This is a genomic window from Mesorhizobium sp. STM 4661 (assembly GCF_000359125.1).
Taxonomy (GTDB): domain Bacteria; phylum Pseudomonadota; class Alphaproteobacteria; order Rhizobiales; family Rhizobiaceae; genus Mesorhizobium.
In genome coordinates this window covers 166,172-181,447 of sequence record NZ_CAAF010000047.1, presented here as the reverse complement: position 1 = coordinate 181,447, position 15,276 = coordinate 166,172, and the positions used below count along the sequence as shown (strand labels likewise).

The window sequence follows — 15,276 nt, the reverse complement described above, 5'->3', positions numbered from 1 at the left end:
ATCCGGCGACAATTTGTCGGCCGGAGTTTCGCGTGTTTACCTCAACCACCCGTTAAGGGCAACGCGCGGGGGCCGATCAGCCGCCCGCCGTGGCATTTGTGCACCGATATGGTGCCCGTGCATGTCGTTATCCCAAAACCACTGACACCCTCGGGTCAAGCCCGCTGACACCCTCGGGTCAAGCCCGTGGGCAAGCTTTTGGGCGACATGCATCAGATACGGCCAAGCGCCTTCAACTCGTGCAGCACAGCGGCATCCCGTGCCGAAACATCGGGGAATTCCGCGTCGCTGCCGACATCGGCGGTATAGCGCCAGGAGCGCGCACATTTGACCAGGCCACGATCCTCGGCTTTTTCGACCACGACAGCCATGCCTGGCACATCATCGAGACTAAAGGCATCCGCCGGAGCTTTTTCAAATGAAAATGTCAGTCCGCTGGTAATTGCGATCTCGGCCATGCCAACTTCATCGATCAGTTCATTAATTGAAGGAAAATCAAGGTAGACGACCGGCACCGCCTCCAGCGAGGAGCCGATCACCTTTTGCGCCCGCGCGATCTCCAGAGCGCCGGTAACAACACGGCGTACCTGCTTGATCGCCTTCCACTTTTCGCTCAGATCAGGGTTGTTCCAGTTGGCCGGGATTTGCGGAAACTGGTCGAGATGCAGCGAGACAGCGTCGGGATAACGGTCGAGCCAGGCCTCTTCCATGGTGAAGGGCAGCATCGGCGCCAGCCATTTCACCAGGCAGTCGAACAGATGGCGCACCACCTGCACGGAAGCCTTGCGCTTCACGCTGGACGGCGCGTCGCAGTAAAGCGCGTCCTTGCGGATGTCGAAATAGAAGGCCGACAGTTCGACCACCATGAAGTCGAGCAGCGCGCGGGTGATGCGCTTGAATTCGAACGCGTCGTAGCCCGAACGTACCACCTCGTCGAGTTCGGCCAGACGGTGCAGCATCAGCCGCTCCAGCTCCGGCATCTTGTCCAGTGGCACTTCTTCGCCATCGTCATGGGCGAGCGTGCCAAGCATCCAGCGGATGGTGTTCCTGAGCTTGCGGTAGGCGTCGATGTTGGTCTGCAGCACATTCTTGCCGAGCCGCTGGTCTTCCCAGTAGTCGGTCGTCACCACCCACAGCCGCAGGATGTCGGCGCCCGACTGCTTGATGACGTCCTGCGGCACGACGGTGTTGCCGAGCGACTTCGACATTTTCCGCCCTTCCTCGTCCATGGTGAAGCCATGGGTGACGACGGTGTCGTAAGGCGCCCTGCCCCTGGTGCCGCAGCTTTCGAGCAGCGAGGAGTGGAACCAGCCGCGATGTTGGTCCGAGCCTTCGAGATAGACGTCGGCCGGCCATTTCAGGTCCGGACGGTCCTCGAGCGTGAAGACATGGCTCGAGCCCGAATCGAACCAGACGTCGAGGATGTCCATCACCTGATGCCATTTCGAGGCATCGTGATTGCCGAGGAAACGCTCCTTGGCGCCGGCGGCGAACCAGGCGTCGGCGCCCTCCGTCTCGAAGGCGTCCATGATGCGCTGGTTGACGGCCTCGTCCTTCAGCACATTACCGTCCTCGTCGGCGAAGACGGCGATCGGCACGCCCCAGGCGCGCTGGCGCGACAGCACCCAGTCGGGACGTTCCTCGATCATGGCGCGGATGCGGTTCTGGCCCGCCCCAGGCACGAAACGGGTGTCGTCGATGGCCTTCAGCGCGCGGCTGCGCAGCGTCGTGCCGTCGCCGAGATCCTTGTCCATATAGACGAACCATTGCGGCGTGTTGCGGAAGATGATCGGCTTCTTCGAGCGCCAGGAATGGGGGTAGCTGTGCTTCAGCCGGCCGCGCGCGAACAGCGCGTTGCGCTTGATCAACTCGTCGATGACCGCCTGGTTGGCGTTGCCCTTCTTGCCATTGTCGTCGATGACGCGCGCCGGCCCACCTTCGCGGTCCGGACCGAAGCCCGGCGCGTCCTTGGTGAAGAAGCCGGCATCGTCGACGGGGAACGGGATCGCCGTGTCGATGCCGCGCGCCTGCAGATCCGATGCGGCATCCGTCCAGGCATCGAAATCCTCACGGCCATGGCTTGGCGAAGTGTGGACGAAGCCGGTGCCGGCATCGTCGGTGACATGATCGCCGGCGAGCATCGGCACAGGGAATTCGTAGCCGCCGTTCAACCCTTTGAGGGGATGCGAAAGCGTAAGGCTTCCAAGCTGTTCGGCCGAAACGCTATGAAGACGATTCAAGGTGACCTTTGCCTTGGCGGCGGAATCCTCGGCCAGCGCATCGGCGAAGATCAGCTTTTCGCCGGGCTGCGGACCGAAGGCGTTCTCGGCCGCCGTCACCTCGTAAAGGCCATAGGCAACGCGTGGCGAATAGTTGACGGCGCGGTTGCCGGGGATGGTCCAGGGCGTCGTCGTCCAGATGACGACATGGGCCTCGATCAGGTCGAGCGCGGTCTCGGTCAGCGTTGCCGGCTGCCCGTCTTCGGCGGCGGTAACAGGCCGCGCGAGGCTGACGACGGGAAACTTCGCCCAGATCGTGTCGCTCTCATAGTCCTGGTACTCGACCTCGGCTTCGGCCAGCGCGGTGCGCTCGACCACGCTCCACATCACAGGCTTGGAGCCGCGATAGAGCTGGCCCGACCGGGCGAATTTCAACAGCTCGCCGGCGATGCGCGCCTCGGCATGGAAGGCCATTGTCGTATAGGGATTGTCGAAGTCGCCGACGACGCCCAGCCGCTGGAACTCCGCGCCCTGCACCTTGATCCAGTGCGCGGCGAATTCCCGGCATTCCTTGCGGAACTCGTTGACCGGCACCTCGTCCTTGTTCTTGCCCTTGGCGCGATACTGCTCCTCGATCTTCCATTCGATCGGCAGGCCATGGCAGTCCCAGCCGGGCACGTAATTCGAATCGTAGCCACGCATCTGGAACGAGCGGGTGATGACGTCCTTGAGGATCTTGTTCAGCGCATGGCCGATATGGATGTTGCCGTTGGCGTAGGGCGGGCCGTCATGCAGCACGTATTTGGTGCGGCCGGCCGCACTTTCGCGCAGCTTGCGATAGAGGTCCATGTCCTGCCAGCGCTTGACCAGCAGCGGCTCCTTCTCGGGCAAGCCGGCGCGCATCGGGAAATCCGTCCGCGGCAGATAAAGCGTCTTGGAATAGTCGATCGTTTCAACGGTATCGGTCATTGGGGTGTCGGTCATTGGTCTGCCATGTGCATTGCCCGGCGGCAAAGGAGCTCGGGCGTTGAAGTCTTCGCTTTGACACATATCGTTTTCCCAAAACCGGACCCACTTTTGGGCGATATGCGTTGATGATCTGGAAAAAGCGCGAGAGGGCACGCGCAAGATTCCCGGCGGCTCCGGCGGCTCAGGCCGCCCGGAACACCGGGCCGGTAATTCGTATCGCAATCGCCAAAGCGCGGGTAAAGTGCGTCATAGTCGGGCTTTTAGACGAGGCCGGCCCTGTTGGAAAGCCCGAACTCGTGGCGCGTCTCTTGCAGTATGTGCCAATTGCGCATATATTGATGGGCATACGGCAACCAGCAGACTACAGAAGGATACGCCTGTGTCGGCCACCGCAAAGGCAATTCGCCCCACACCCGACTTTTCCGTCAATACGGACAAGATCGATCACCTGCGGGGTCTCGGCTTCAGCAGCGACGAGCTTTACCGTATCGTCGCGCCGCGGCGCACACTCGCGCGCCGCAAGGAACATGCCGAGCCGCTTTCGCCTGCTGAATCCGACCGCGCCCTGCGCCTGGAGCGTATCGCCGAACATGCGGATCGGGTATTCGGCAGCCATGAGAAGGCCCAGCGTTGGCTGCGCAGCGAGATTATCGCATTGGACGGCGCAAGGCCGATCGATTTGCTCGAGACGGAAACCGGCGCCCATGTCGTTTTCGAGGAGCTTATCCGCATCGACTACGGCATGTTTGCCTGACGATGCGCCTCTGGCGCATCTCCAATTTCGCTGATCTTTCAGGTCGCGGCGGAATGCTTATCGATGGGAGGTGGCACAGGCAAGGGACGCCGATCGTCTATTGCACCGATCACCCCTCAACAGCACTTCTGGAGATTCTGGTGCATGCCACGCGCCAAACCGTTCCGGAGACCTACCAGCTTATCGAAATTGACGTTCCAGAAGGCATCGAAACTATTGAACCGGTTATCGGTGACGGCTGGGACAAGGATGTCGAATCGACCCGGCGGCAGGGCGCGGACTTTCTCTCAGCCAATCGCCATGCGCTTATGAAAATTCCATCGGCCATAATGCCGAAAGCGAGCAACTATCTACTCAACCCAAACCATGACGACGCGCCGCGCATCACCATTGCCGGCGTATACCGTTATCCGTTCGACAGCCGCCTGATCAAATGAAGCGGGCCGTGCGGTTGTACACTCACGTCGAAAAGTCGAAGCGGTAGGTCGTCGACACGCCGATCGTGAACTGGTTACGGTCGCCGCGCTCCTTGACCAGGCTGGAATCGGCCGCCGGACCCATCAGGCGCGAATATTCGCCGAACAGGCTGGCCGTCATCGGCTCGGTCACCTTCCAGGTCACCGCCCCGCCGAGACCCGCCGATTTCACGCCGCCGCCCGGATGGTATTCGCTGAGGCCGGAAGCCACGGCCTCCTCGGCATTGACCCCGTAATAGGCGTCGAAATAGTCCGATGAGGCGAACGAAACACGCGGTCCGCCCGAAATCCTGACCTCCGGCGTTACATCGTAGAAGGCGTCGGCGGTGATGTCGACGACAAAGCCGTTATGGGCGCGAATGCCGTGCCGCAATTCGGCGCGGGCGCGCAGCCAGTCCAGCGGATAGAATTCGAAGAAGCCGCCGGCCTCGCCGCCCCAGCGTACCGGGTCGAGACCTTTCAGCTCGTCGGCGTCGCCGCCATCGCGCGAAAAAAGGATCTTGCCGGTCAAACCTGCACGAATGCCGCCATCGTCGATCAACGCCAGCGAGATGTTGTCGTTACGCGAGGTGAAGCGGGCCGCGGGACCAGCTTTGCCAAGCGAGATGATCGGCTGGGCGCCGAGCATATAGCTCTTGCTGCCTTCGAAGTCCGGGGCGACCAGGCCGGTGGCGCCGACCGTCAGATACCAGTCGCCGGAGAGCCAGCCGAAAGCGCCCTCGCCGGCTTCGGCGACACCGGGGGGGCCAAGTATGAAGGCGGCCAGAACCACCGGGATCGCTCGGACAGAACGCATCATTACTCCTTACGTCAAACACGTTGGCCGACACAACCAGCCTTCACAGAAGCCATGGCGCTCGTTCGGTAAAATTTGACTTAATATCCGTATCATCGGCGGCGCTGGCCGGACTGTTGGCAGCCAATTGCATGGCGCGCCAAGATCCCAGATCAAGACGTCTGGAATGCGCCAGCGGCTGTCGCGGCTGCTGTTGAATTTGGCAATAGCCATATTAACCCTAGCTGCTCACCCAAGGGTTATAAATATTCGCGGACAAACATGCCCGTGCTGTGAAGAGCGCGGCGACCGGCACTCAATCCCGCATTCCAAACCGGCCAAGCGTGAATCATATGCGGCCAAATTTCGAGACGTACTTTGACGTCAGCCACGCCAGCGGCTTCCGCGAGCCGCGTTGCATCCGACAACAGCGTCTCAGCCGAACCGACTTGTATCAGCATTGGGGGAAATCCGCTCAGATCGGCGAACAACGGCGAGATCAGGGGATCGCGCCGATCAAAGCCATGGGAGACATAGGCGGCCGCCAGTTCCTCCAAATATGCCCGGTGAATAATGGGGTCGATCGCGTCCTTGGTCGACAGTGTCGCGCCGGACATCGAAAGGTCCGTCCAGGGCGAAACCAGCCAAAGACATCGCGGTAACCGCTCGCCTGCCGCGCGCAATATACTGGCCAAGCACAAAGTGAGGTTGCCGCCCGCACTGTCTCCGCCAACCACGATGCGATCCGGCGCGACCCTTTGCCGGCTCAGAAAGCGCCATGCCGTGAGCGCGTCTTCATGCTGCGCAGGGAAAGGATGTTCCGGTGCGCGTCGATAGTCGATCGCGAGGGTGCGCATCCCCATTGCTCGACCTGCCTCGGTCACCATTCGACGATGACTTTTGAGCGAGCCCGAGCAGTAGCCGCCTCCGTGGAAAAAGAGCAAAACCTCATCCCTGTCGCACCCGGGCGCCAGGGACCACTCTCCCGCGAGGCCGTCGAAAACCACATCCTCGCATCGGATGTCATCCGCGATCGGCCAGACGGAACCGACCTCGTCGAGCCGCGCCCGGCGTTCGTCCCAGCCCACTGGTCGTGGCTTTGACGTCAGCAATTTGCGGACGGCATTGATCTCCCTCAGATCGAGCTGTTCGTCGACATCGCTCATTTTTGCGTCCCTAGTCTCGCCAAGCGTGGAAAACGGCGGACAGCAGCAGCCTATCCATAAAGCGCCAATGCCGGCTTGCAAATATGGTCTATCAGGATGCGCCTGGCGCTTGCGCGGCATTTGGAGGTCGGTCCTGGATCAAAAGCCGACATGGCCCGACGGCTGCTTTGCGCGAGGGGCTGCCCTCGCGACGGGTACTATTGAACGACCCGAAATGGGCCGGAAGCGAATGTCTGCTTCCTAGATAATAGGGCTAGAAAGCTGAGTTTGTATTCAGCTTAGTGGGGCCGACCGCAGGTCGACGACCGCGAGCGACCTCGGCAGAGCGCCGTGTGTCCCTCTTACAGGCCTGGAGCTATATTATTGCAGTGACCCTGCCCGCCGTATTGAGGCGACAACCGACCTTCGCCTGCCGGACTTCGATGCCACCTTTTCTTGCGTAGTCTATTCGCACCTTGATCGGGGCCATGAGTGCACCTCGACGTTGACGCAAGGCACCCGCGCTTACCGCACGGACACGGACAGCGCCAAGCGGTGTCGCCGCGGAAATGATCGCCGCGCGGCAGGCTTGCACGACCGCGGCTGGCGTACCGGGTATCACTTTCAGTGGTCCCAGGGATCCAAAGGGATACCCCACGGTCGAGTTACCCTGGCCTGTCCTCGAAGGCCTGAGGACGGATGGCAGGGAGATCGATTGCCTGGTGGTCTTGGCGGGGACAATGGCTTTCGCGACCGCGGGCGGACTAGCGGCAACCGATTTGTTGTCGGCGGACGGACCGGCGCCCACACCAATTCCCGCTGAAACGCTTCCACTGGTGTTGCTTGGATTGTTGCTGGCATTGGAGCCCACGCCGCTGCCGGTCGAAACGCTTCCGCTTGTGCTGCCGACATTGCCACTAACGCCTGCGCCGACTGATCCTGCGCCGACCGAAGCGCCAACGTTTGCTCCGCCCACACTGCCGACGCTCGCGCCCGCTCCCACAGATGTGCCTTGCGGGCCGGCGCTCACGCCAGCACCGACCCCGACACCGCCGACGCTTGTGCCAGCTCCCACGGATGTGCCTTGCGAACCGACGCTCGCGCCAGCACCGATCCCTATGCCGCCGACGCTCGAGCCCACGCCCGCAGACACGCCTTGCGAACCAACGCTCACTCCACCACCGATCCCGAGACCGCCGGCCTTACCGCCCAAACCTGCGCCAAGAACCGAGGCAGGCCCTATTGCGATCCCGATCGTCAACGCGGCTGCGACATATTTTTTCATTTTGATACTCCCGTGCGGCATACATTCAACTCCCTCGTCGGCACCGGCGCAGGCCGAGCTAGTTCAGTGGCCGCGTTGGGAGCAATGGTGCAGGAAGTTCGATAGCCAGCACCTCAGGTTGCGGCGACTTTCGGTACTTCACTTTCTGTTTTTTCTGCGAGCGCGGTTTATGGGCTGGTTGGACGCCCGAATCCGACAATGCACTTGCAAGTGCACTCGCGGGGGTACGTGCTTTCAGCGCGCGCTTCGCAGCGGCGGTGCGACGCTTGTCCTTCACGATGTCAATTGCCTCACGCGCGGCATTGAGGCTGCGGGCCAAACCAGTAGCCCTTTCACGCTCCCGGTCCAGCGCCGCACTCAATTCTATCGAGTTCTGCTTCAAGGCATCGCGGTCCCGGCGAACAATGTCGAGGTCACGTTCAGCTGAATCTGCTCGTTCGCGTTCCAGTGCGACTGCTTCTCCAGCTTGCCTTGAAGCGGCCTCGGCCACTTGTCGGTCCTTTACGGCGTTGGCCTGCTCGACCGCGGCCAGATTTGCGCCTTTCTTGAGAGCATCGATAGTTTGACGCGCCGTGGCGAGTTCTTGTTCCAAGAGCTCAACCTTCTGGCGCTCGTCATCAAGCGCTCGCTTCGCAGAAGCCTGAGAGGCTTCCACAGCCGCAGTGCGACGCTTATCCTTCACGATGTCAATTGCCTCACGTGCCTCACGCGCGGCATTGAGGCTGCGGGCCAAACCAGTAGCCCTTTCACGCTCTTGGTCCAGCGCCGCACTCAATTCTATCGAGTTCTGCTTTAAGGCATCGCGTTCCTTGCGAGCAATGTCGAGGTCACGTTCAGCTGAATCTGCTCGTTCGCGTTCCAGTTCGGGTGCTTCTCCAGCTTGCCTTGAAGCGGCCTCGGTCTCTTGTCGGTCCTTTACGGCGTTGGCCTGCTCGACCGCGGCCAGATTTGCGCCGGTCTTAAGAGCATCGATAGTTTGACGAGCCGTGGTGAGTTCTTGTTCCAAGAGCTCAACCTTCTGGCGCTCGTCATCAAGCGCTCGCTTCGCGGAAGCCTGAGAGGCTTGGATGGAGGGTTGCGCTCCAGGCATGTCGCCTTTCGCGCTGTCCCAGAGACTGGCTGCCACCTTGAGATTTTCGATAACACGCTGCGCCGTCTCCAGACTATGCGCGAGCGCTTCCTCTGTTCGCTGCTGCGCTTCTAAGGCCTGTGCTTGCTTACCCAGCTCCGCTCGTGCCGCGGCCAATTCGCGGCGTAAGGCCTCCTCGGTTCCGAGCGCGCCAGGTTGCGCCTTGCCCGGTTCCTTCTCGATATCGGTGTGGTCCGAAACCACGACCGACGAGCTGTCGTTAGCCGCGGCAATCCCTGACGCTTCTGGCGCCAACTGACTTTTTGCCGGAGATGCCAACAGCAGAATGAGGATTAACGGGACGAGGGACAGCAGGGCGTTACACCCCCTGCCACGTATCTCGTGAAATAAAATCAAAGGCCGTCGTTTAATAAAGATGAAGTCACAGCGGAGACATTTTGACCTGGTGCTCTGCACATGAATCATCACTGAAACCCACTGACCGCGCGGCCCTCACCGCTATTGTATTCTCCACTTACTGCACGCCGCGGCGCTGGATGCCGCGCCACCTAGAGGTTATCTCCTATCTCTTACTTTTCGTCATTCGAACGAACGAAACTTTCGTTCATATACTCTGGGGTTGTCTGAAATTCCGGAAAGGCTGCCTGCGCAGGCGGATCGCTTAGGCATGGGTGTGGCGCTCGCAAGCTGCTCGCTTTACGGGCAAGCCTATCGGCGTTACTTTCCAAGCCGGCAAAAGGCCAGATAACCTCGAGGGAGAAGGGCGATGACATTGCAAGGCGACGCCTTGAAAGATGCAATCAGCCAGACGAAAGCGAAATGGGGATGGTTCGTGGCACTCGGCGTGCTGCTTTTGATCTTCGGCGGCATCGCCTTCGGCAATCTGTTCATCGCCACGGTCGCCTCGGTCTATGTCGTCGGCTGGCTGATGCTGATGGCCGGCGTCATCGAGATCATCCATGCTTTCGGCGTCAAGACATGGAGCCGCTTCTTCTACTGGCTGCTCAGCGGGCTTCTCTATGCCGTCGCAGGGTTCTTCGCCTTCTACAATCCGCTGCTGGCCTCGGCGGTTCTGACTTTCCTGCTGGCGGTCGCCCTTGTCGCTTCAGGCGTGCTCAGGGCCTGGGTCGGTTATAAGCACAAGCCGGAAAAAGGCTGGGGCTGGCTGGTCGCGGCCGGCGTCATCAGCGCGCTGGCGGGCCTGGTCATCGCCATGGGCTGGCCGGTCAACAGCCTATGGGTGCTGGGGTTGTTCCTCGCCATCGACCTGATCTTCCAGGGCTGGACCTTCATCGCCGTCGGCCTGGCGTTGAAGAAGTAGGTTCAGAAAGTAATGGCGGCGTCGAGCTCGGAAAGCGGGCTGACGCCGGCGAGCAGTGCCCTCGCCTCGGCCTCGTCGCGCTTCATCTGCGCGACCAGCGCGTCGAGCCCGTCGAACTTCACCTCTGAGCGCAGGTAGCCGAAGAAGGACACCGCGCAGATCTCGCCGTAGAGATCACCGGAAAAGTCGAAGACGAAAGTTTCCAGAAGCGGCGCGCCATTGTCGTCAACGGTCGGACGGCGGCCGAAATTGGCCACGCCGTCGTGCAGCGTGCCGTCGGCGCGGCGAAAGCGAACGGCATAAATCCCTTCCTTCAGGGTCGCTTCCGCTGAAAGCCTCATATTGGCGGTCGGAAAGCCCAGCGTGCGGCCAAGCCGCTGTCCGCCGATCACTTCGCTTTCAACCGTGAAGCGGTAGCCGAGCAGGCCGGCGGCCTCTGCCACCTCGCCCTCGCAGAGCAGCGTGCGGATGCGGCTCGACGACACCACCTCGGCGCCCTCGGCGCGGAAAGCGTCGACCAGGGTGACGCCGAAGCCGTGGCGTTCGCCGGCCGCCATCAAATAGGCCGGGCCACCTTGCCTGTCCTTGCCGAAATGGAAATCGAAACCGGTCACGGCATGACTTATGCCGAGATTCCGGTCCAGCACGTCGGTCACGAAGGCTTCCGCCGACAAGGAAGCGAAGTCGCGCGTGAACGGCTGTTCGACGAGCGCGGCAAAACCCAGAAGCGACAAAAGCCGCGCCTTCATCGGCGGCGGCGTCAGCACGAACAGCGGGATGTCGGGCCGGAACACCTTTCGCGGATGCGGCTCGAAGCTCAGCGCCAGGGCCGGCACGCCACGTCGCCGAGCCTCGGCCAGCGCGCGCTCGAGCACGGCCTGATGGCCGCGGTGAACGCCGTCGAAATTGCCGATCGCCACCACGCCGCCGCGCAAACCGGGGGGCAGCGGCGAGGTTGCGGAAATGCGTTCGAAGGCTTCGGTCATTTCGAGGTTTCCATGGGAACGACCCTACCGCAGGCTCGGAATGACCGCGACCGGCCGGTAACCATGCTTTTCCAGAAAGGCGGCCAGCCTGGCCGGATCCGGTTGCAGCGGATCGCCATAGTCGCGAGCGTGGATGCCGCCCGATACGTAGAGCACATCGAAGCCATTGTCGGCAGCGCCCTTGATATCGGTCATCATGCCATCGCCTATGGCCAGCACTTGCGAGCGCTCGACCGGGCGGCCGAGCAATTCGGCGACTTCCTTCAGCGCGACATCATAGACCGGCGCAAAAGGCTTTCCCGCAATCAGCGTGCGTCCGCCAAGCTGGGCATAGTCGCGGGCAAGTGCCCCCGCGCACCAGATCATCCGCTGGCCGCGCTCGACCATGATATCGGGATTGGCGCAGATGAAGGGCAGGTTCCTGGCGCGCAGCCGCCGCAGGAGATCGGCATAGTCTTCCGGCTTTTCCACCTCGTCGTCGAACAGGCCGGTGCAGACCACGCCGGAGGCCTCGAACTCCTCGACAAGATCGACGTCAAGGCCGTCATAGAGCGTGAAATCGCGGTCCGCGCCGATATGGAAGATCTTTCGCGGCCCCTCCGCAATCAGGTCGCGGGTCACATCGCCGGAGGTGACGACGCGGTCATAGGCGGCCGCCGGAACGCCGATCGTATTCATCTGCGCCACCACGTCAGCGCTTCGGCGCGGTGAGTTGGTGATGAGAACCACGGGTATTTTCGTCGCGCGCGCGGTGGCCAGCGCCTCGGCCGCCGCGGGGAAATGCCATTCACCATTGTGGACCACGCCCCAGACATCGCAAAGGATGGCCGCGTATGCACCCGACAAATCCGCGAGCGAGCCGATGATGTCGGGCGAATGCGCCATACCATTTTCCCAGGTCATGATGTTTGCAGGAGTCGCCGCCGACGGTCCGCCGCAGCCGGGTTTGGATAGCTGAAGCTCTTAACCCTGTCACCAGCTTTCGCCAATGGCGGCTGGCATCGACATAAATGCTCCGTGTATCCAAAGCCCACCATCTCGCCAGTGGTGGATCAGGAAAGGCCATGGACCGGGCCGGAGGAATAGTTAACCGGCTTTGAAAAGACGAGCTCATCTTGGATATATTTTAGCAATCTGAAATTTAGCGATTGATGACAATGTCCAGCGATAACTGGGGCTTGCTGGGGGCAATCAAGGACATGTTGGGCAAATTCTGGCGGGATCGGCGCGGTAACTACACGCTGATGACGGTCATCACCATGGTGCCGCTGATGGGCGGGTTGGCACTCAGCATCGACTACTCGCAACTGCTCCGCCAGAAGCAGGACGCGCTGAACGCCCTGGACGCCGCCGGCATCGCCACCGCTCAGCAGATCGTCGAGGGCGCAAGCGACAACGATGCCAAGGCCTATGCCAAGAATTTCTTCGAGGCCAATCTCAGTTCCGTCGATCCGGCGAATGCGGTGCTTACCGTCACCCTGCCCAACAACAATGCGGGCGGCGGCACGTTGAAGCTCTGCAGCGCCCTGACGTACCATCCCTATTTTCTGCCGGCCGCCGCTATGCTGATCGGCGGGACCGCCAAGGATACAACCTACACCGCGTGCTCGGACATCCGCCTCAAGAACACGCTGGAAGTCGCCCTCGTGATCGATAATTCCGGCTCGATGGACTATCTCGGCTCAGGCACCGGCCAGAAGCGGATAGACCTGTTGAAGGCGGCCGCCAAGCAGCTTGTCGGAACCCTGGCGCTGCAGGCGCAACAGATGAAGCAGATCAGCAAACCGGTGCAGTTCTCTCTCGTGCCATTCGCCGCCTCGGTCAATGTCGGCCCCACCCATGACGAAGACAGATGGATGGATCAGGACGGCATCTCGCCGATCCAGCATGAGGATTTCGACTGGACGGTGATGACCGCGGCCAATGATCCAGACAAATACGCCGAGAAGATCGGCGGCGTCTGGTACAAGCGCGGCACCGGCTGGGGTGACACCGAAAACCAGCCGCTGACCCGCTTCAGCCTGTACGCCGACATGACGGTCGAATCCGGCCGCGAAGAGGTGCCAAACACCAAGCAATATATCTGCGACGAATACAGGAGAAACGGCACTTGCCGGACCGGCCACTGGACCACCCCGGAGTACATTTATACCACCAGCCGCTATGCGAGCTGGCAGGGCTGCGTGGAGGCGAGGCCGTATCCCTACAATGACGACGACACGACGCCGGAAAGCGCAAATCCGGCCACGCTGTTCGTGCCGATGTTCGCGCCTGACGAAGCCGGCACGCTGTGGCGCGATTTCAACCGCGACGGCACCAACGACGTCGACAGCATGTCCTATAATTACGGCAACAACTGGTGGGCCGACTGGCCCTACACCGCCGATCCGACCGCCGCGCAACGGCAGTCGGACATGCGTAAATATTTCCTGGTCAAGCCTTACGGCTCGAAATCGGCCGCCGCGGGCGATGGTCCGAGTTCTTCCTGCACGACCAACCCGATCACGCCGCTGAAGGATGTGAGCCAGCTTGCCGAGAAACAGGAGATCGAGGACGCCATCGACGCCATGGCGCCGAACGGCAACACCAACGTGCCGGAGGGCCTGGCCTGGGGCTGGCGGACGGTGTCGAGCAACGAACCGTTCACCGACGGGCGGCCGAACAACGAACGGGGCAACGACAAGGTGGTCATCGTGCTGACCGACGGCGCCAACACCTACAGCGCCGTCAGCGACGGCAACTATGCCAACAACAGGTCGACCTACGCCGCTTACGGTTATACCGGCCTGACATATCCGGGGGCGGGAAGCGTGACCCGGCTGTTCATGAACACAAGCGACGATGTCGACAAGACCACCTATACCAGCGGCAACTACACCGCCGCGCTGGACGAGCAGATGCAGACCCTTTGCGCCAATGCGAAGAACTCGAACATTCTCGTCATGACCGTGGCGCTCGACCTGTCGGCCACCGACGACAAGAATGCGCTCGACGCGCTGAAAAAATGTTCCTCGGACTCGCGCTTCCGCAAGGATGCGACCGACCCGACCAAGCCAGCCAAGCTGTTCTGGAACGCGACCGGGGCCACGCTGTCGGACAATTTCAAGGAAATCGCCAACGAACTGTCGAACCTGCGCATCGTCGGTTGAGGGGTGGGCCGTCGCCCAGAAATGACCGGCTGGCGGGACAGCGCCCCCTCTGGCCTGCCGGCCTACATTGGCCGCCTTATCTGCTGCGCCCGCTCCGGCTCGACCACCCTGCGATAGAGATGCCAGGTCGCGTGGCCGAGGATCGGCATGACGACTGCGAGCCCGGCAAACAGCGGGATCGAGCCCAAGACCAGAAGCACGGCGACGATCAGGCCCCACAGCGCCATCTGCAGCGGGTTTGCCATCACCGCGCGCGCCGAGGTCTCGATGGCCGAGACGACCCCGACGTCGCGGTCGAGCAACAGCGGAAAAGCGATGACAGTCGTTGCCAGCACGACCACCGCAAAGACGAAGCCGGCCGCATTGCCGAGCAGGATCAGCGTCCAGCCCTTGCTGGTCGTCAGAACCTCGCGGATGAAGGCGCCGATCGAGGCCGGCGGCTGGTCGCCGAACAGGCCGGTATAGATCGCCTGGGCCGTGTACAGCCACAGCAGGAACAAAGCGAGCAGCGTGATGCCGATCACCGCGATCGCCGGCAGCGCCGGCGAGCGGCGCACATCCAGCGCATGCCGCCAGTCGGTGTTCATGCCGAGCTCGCGCCGGCGGCTGATCTCGTAGAGGCCGATGGCGGCAAACGGGCCGACGAGGGCAAAGCCCGACATCAAGGGATAGATAAGTTGGATGGCGTTGGAACCGGACGACCATTGCGTCAGGATCAGGCCAACGATCGGATAGATCAGGCACAGGAACACGTAATGCGAGGGCTTGGCCCAGAAATCGTCGGCGCCGAGCCGCAGCGCATCCCAGAGATCCGCGCTGGTGATGCGGCGCACCGTGGGCTGCACGTGCATTCCACGTGCGTCCGCCATGACATGAAAGCCGGCCATAACCTTCCTCCCGTGTGTCGGGGCGGTCACCGCCTGGATGGCCGCCCATAGCTGCCACTTCTCGTACAAGCACTATGGTAGTCGATTTAGGGGCGGTTGTCGCCAAGTCGATGGCATCCTGGCTGGCATCAAGCGATTTCACCATCCTGCCCGGCAAAAGCCATGATCGCCGTTATGTCAGGCAAGCATGATCGAAATCGCCAATTGTTCTCCCGCACAA

At 61.7% G+C, this 15,276-nt stretch carries 11 protein-coding genes; 4 read left to right on the top strand and 7 right to left on the bottom strand.

Going from position 1 to position 15,276, the window contains the following annotated elements; all coding sequences use genetic code 11:
• Window positions 1-212: 212 nt before the first annotated feature.
• A complete protein-coding gene (gene ileS, locus MESS4_RS15075; RefSeq protein WP_006332216.1) occupies window positions 213-3,188 on the bottom strand; it encodes an isoleucine--tRNA ligase in 2,976 nt (991 codons plus the stop codon).
• 379 nt (window positions 3,189-3,567) lie between these two features.
• On the opposite strand from ileS, the gene MESS4_RS15070 reads away from it, so the two are divergent.
• Window positions 3,568-3,942: an antitoxin Xre/MbcA/ParS toxin-binding domain-containing protein gene (locus tag MESS4_RS15070; protein ID WP_006332214.1), complete on the top strand. Its 375-nt coding sequence runs from the start codon at window positions 3,568-3,570 to the stop codon at window positions 3,940-3,942.
• 2 nt (window positions 3,943-3,944) lie between these two features.
• Window positions 3,945-4,379: an RES family NAD+ phosphorylase gene (locus MESS4_RS15065; protein ID WP_006332213.1), complete on the top strand. Its 435-nt coding sequence runs from the start codon at window positions 3,945-3,947 to the stop codon at window positions 4,377-4,379.
• Between the two features lie 22 nt (window positions 4,380-4,401).
• On the opposite strand, the gene MESS4_RS15060 is transcribed toward MESS4_RS15065, so the two are convergent.
• The 3 genes from MESS4_RS15060 to MESS4_RS15050 all read right to left on the bottom strand — a co-directional run bounded on the left by MESS4_RS15060 (window position 4,402) and on the right by MESS4_RS15050 (window position 9,178).
• Window positions 4,402-5,214 carry a MipA/OmpV family protein gene (locus MESS4_RS15060; RefSeq protein ID WP_006332212.1) on the bottom strand — a complete coding sequence of 271 codons (813 nt, stop codon included), beginning with the start codon at window positions 5,212-5,214 and terminating at the stop codon, window positions 4,402-4,404.
• A 239-nt stretch (window positions 5,215-5,453) separates the two neighbouring features.
• Window positions 5,454-6,359 (bottom strand): alpha/beta hydrolase, encoded by a 906-nt coding sequence (locus MESS4_RS15055; RefSeq protein WP_006332211.1) that lies wholly within the window; start codon window positions 6,357-6,359, stop codon window positions 5,454-5,456.
• 1,322 nt (window positions 6,360-7,681) lie between these two features.
• Window positions 7,682-9,178 carry a hypothetical protein gene (locus tag MESS4_RS15050; RefSeq protein ID WP_157385594.1) on the bottom strand — a complete coding sequence of 499 codons (1,497 nt, stop codon included), beginning with the start codon at window positions 9,176-9,178 and terminating at the stop codon, window positions 7,682-7,684.
• A 301-nt stretch (window positions 9,179-9,479) separates the two neighbouring features.
• Between MESS4_RS15050 and MESS4_RS15045 the strand changes: the two genes are divergently transcribed.
• Window positions 9,480-10,034, top strand: a complete 555-nt coding sequence (locus MESS4_RS15045; RefSeq protein ID WP_006332205.1) for an HdeD family acid-resistance protein — start codon at window positions 9,480-9,482, stop codon at window positions 10,032-10,034.
• Between the two features lie 2 nt (window positions 10,035-10,036).
• Here MESS4_RS15045 and MESS4_RS15040 read toward each other — a convergent pair whose 3' ends face one another.
• Window positions 10,037-11,020, bottom strand: coding sequence for a bifunctional riboflavin kinase/FAD synthetase (locus tag MESS4_RS15040; protein ID WP_006332204.1), 984 nt, complete (start codon window positions 11,018-11,020; stop codon window positions 10,037-10,039).
• A gap of 24 nt (window positions 11,021-11,044) precedes the next feature.
• Window positions 11,045-11,905 carry a TIGR01459 family HAD-type hydrolase gene (locus MESS4_RS15035; protein ID WP_006332202.1) on the bottom strand — a complete coding sequence of 287 codons (861 nt, stop codon included), beginning with the start codon at window positions 11,903-11,905 and terminating at the stop codon, window positions 11,045-11,047.
• A gap of 314 nt (window positions 11,906-12,219) precedes the next feature.
• Here MESS4_RS15035 and MESS4_RS15030 point away from each other — a divergent pair, with 314 nt between their 5' ends.
• Window positions 12,220-14,169 carry a TadE/TadG family type IV pilus assembly protein gene (locus tag MESS4_RS15030; RefSeq protein ID WP_051070890.1) on the top strand — a complete coding sequence of 650 codons (1,950 nt, stop codon included), beginning with the start codon at window positions 12,220-12,222 and terminating at the stop codon, window positions 14,167-14,169.
• 62 nt (window positions 14,170-14,231) lie between these two features.
• Here MESS4_RS15030 and MESS4_RS15025 read toward each other — a convergent pair whose 3' ends face one another.
• A complete protein-coding gene (locus MESS4_RS15025; protein WP_006332198.1) occupies window positions 14,232-15,056 on the bottom strand; it encodes a DUF2189 domain-containing protein in 825 nt (274 codons plus the stop codon).
• Window positions 15,057-15,276: the final 220 nt, after the last annotated feature.

Bases quoted from the DNA above. Each gene is read 5' to 3' on its own strand.
- MESS4_RS15060 (WP_006332212.1), bottom strand. From the start codon at position 5,214: ATGCGTTCTGTCCGAGCGATCCCGGTGGTTCTGGCCGCCTTCATACTT.
- MESS4_RS15035 (WP_006332202.1), bottom strand. From the start codon at position 11,905: ATGGCGCATTCGCCCGACATCATCGGCTCGCTCGCGGATTTGTCGGGT.
- MESS4_RS15030 (WP_051070890.1), top strand. From the start codon at position 12,220: ATGTTGGGCAAATTCTGGCGGGATCGGCGCGGTAACTACACGCTGATG.
- MESS4_RS15025 (WP_006332198.1), bottom strand. From the start codon at position 15,056: ATGGCCGGCTTTCATGTCATGGCGGACGCACGTGGAATGCACGTGCAG.
- MESS4_RS15050 (WP_157385594.1), bottom strand. From the start codon at position 9,178: ATGATTCATGTGCAGAGCACCAGGTCAAAATGTCTCCGCTGTGACTTC.
- MESS4_RS15045 (WP_006332205.1), top strand. From the start codon at position 9,480: ATGACATTGCAAGGCGACGCCTTGAAAGATGCAATCAGCCAGACGAAA.
- MESS4_RS15065 (WP_006332213.1), top strand. From the start codon at position 3,945: ATGCGCCTCTGGCGCATCTCCAATTTCGCTGATCTTTCAGGTCGCGGC.
- MESS4_RS15040 (WP_006332204.1), bottom strand. From the start codon at position 11,020: ATGACCGAAGCCTTCGAACGCATTTCCGCAACCTCGCCGCTGCCCCCC.
- MESS4_RS15055 (WP_006332211.1), bottom strand. From the start codon at position 6,359: ATGAGCGATGTCGACGAACAGCTCGATCTGAGGGAGATCAATGCCGTC.
- ileS (WP_006332216.1), bottom strand. From the start codon at position 3,188: ATGACCGATACCGTTGAAACGATCGACTATTCCAAGACGCTTTATCTG.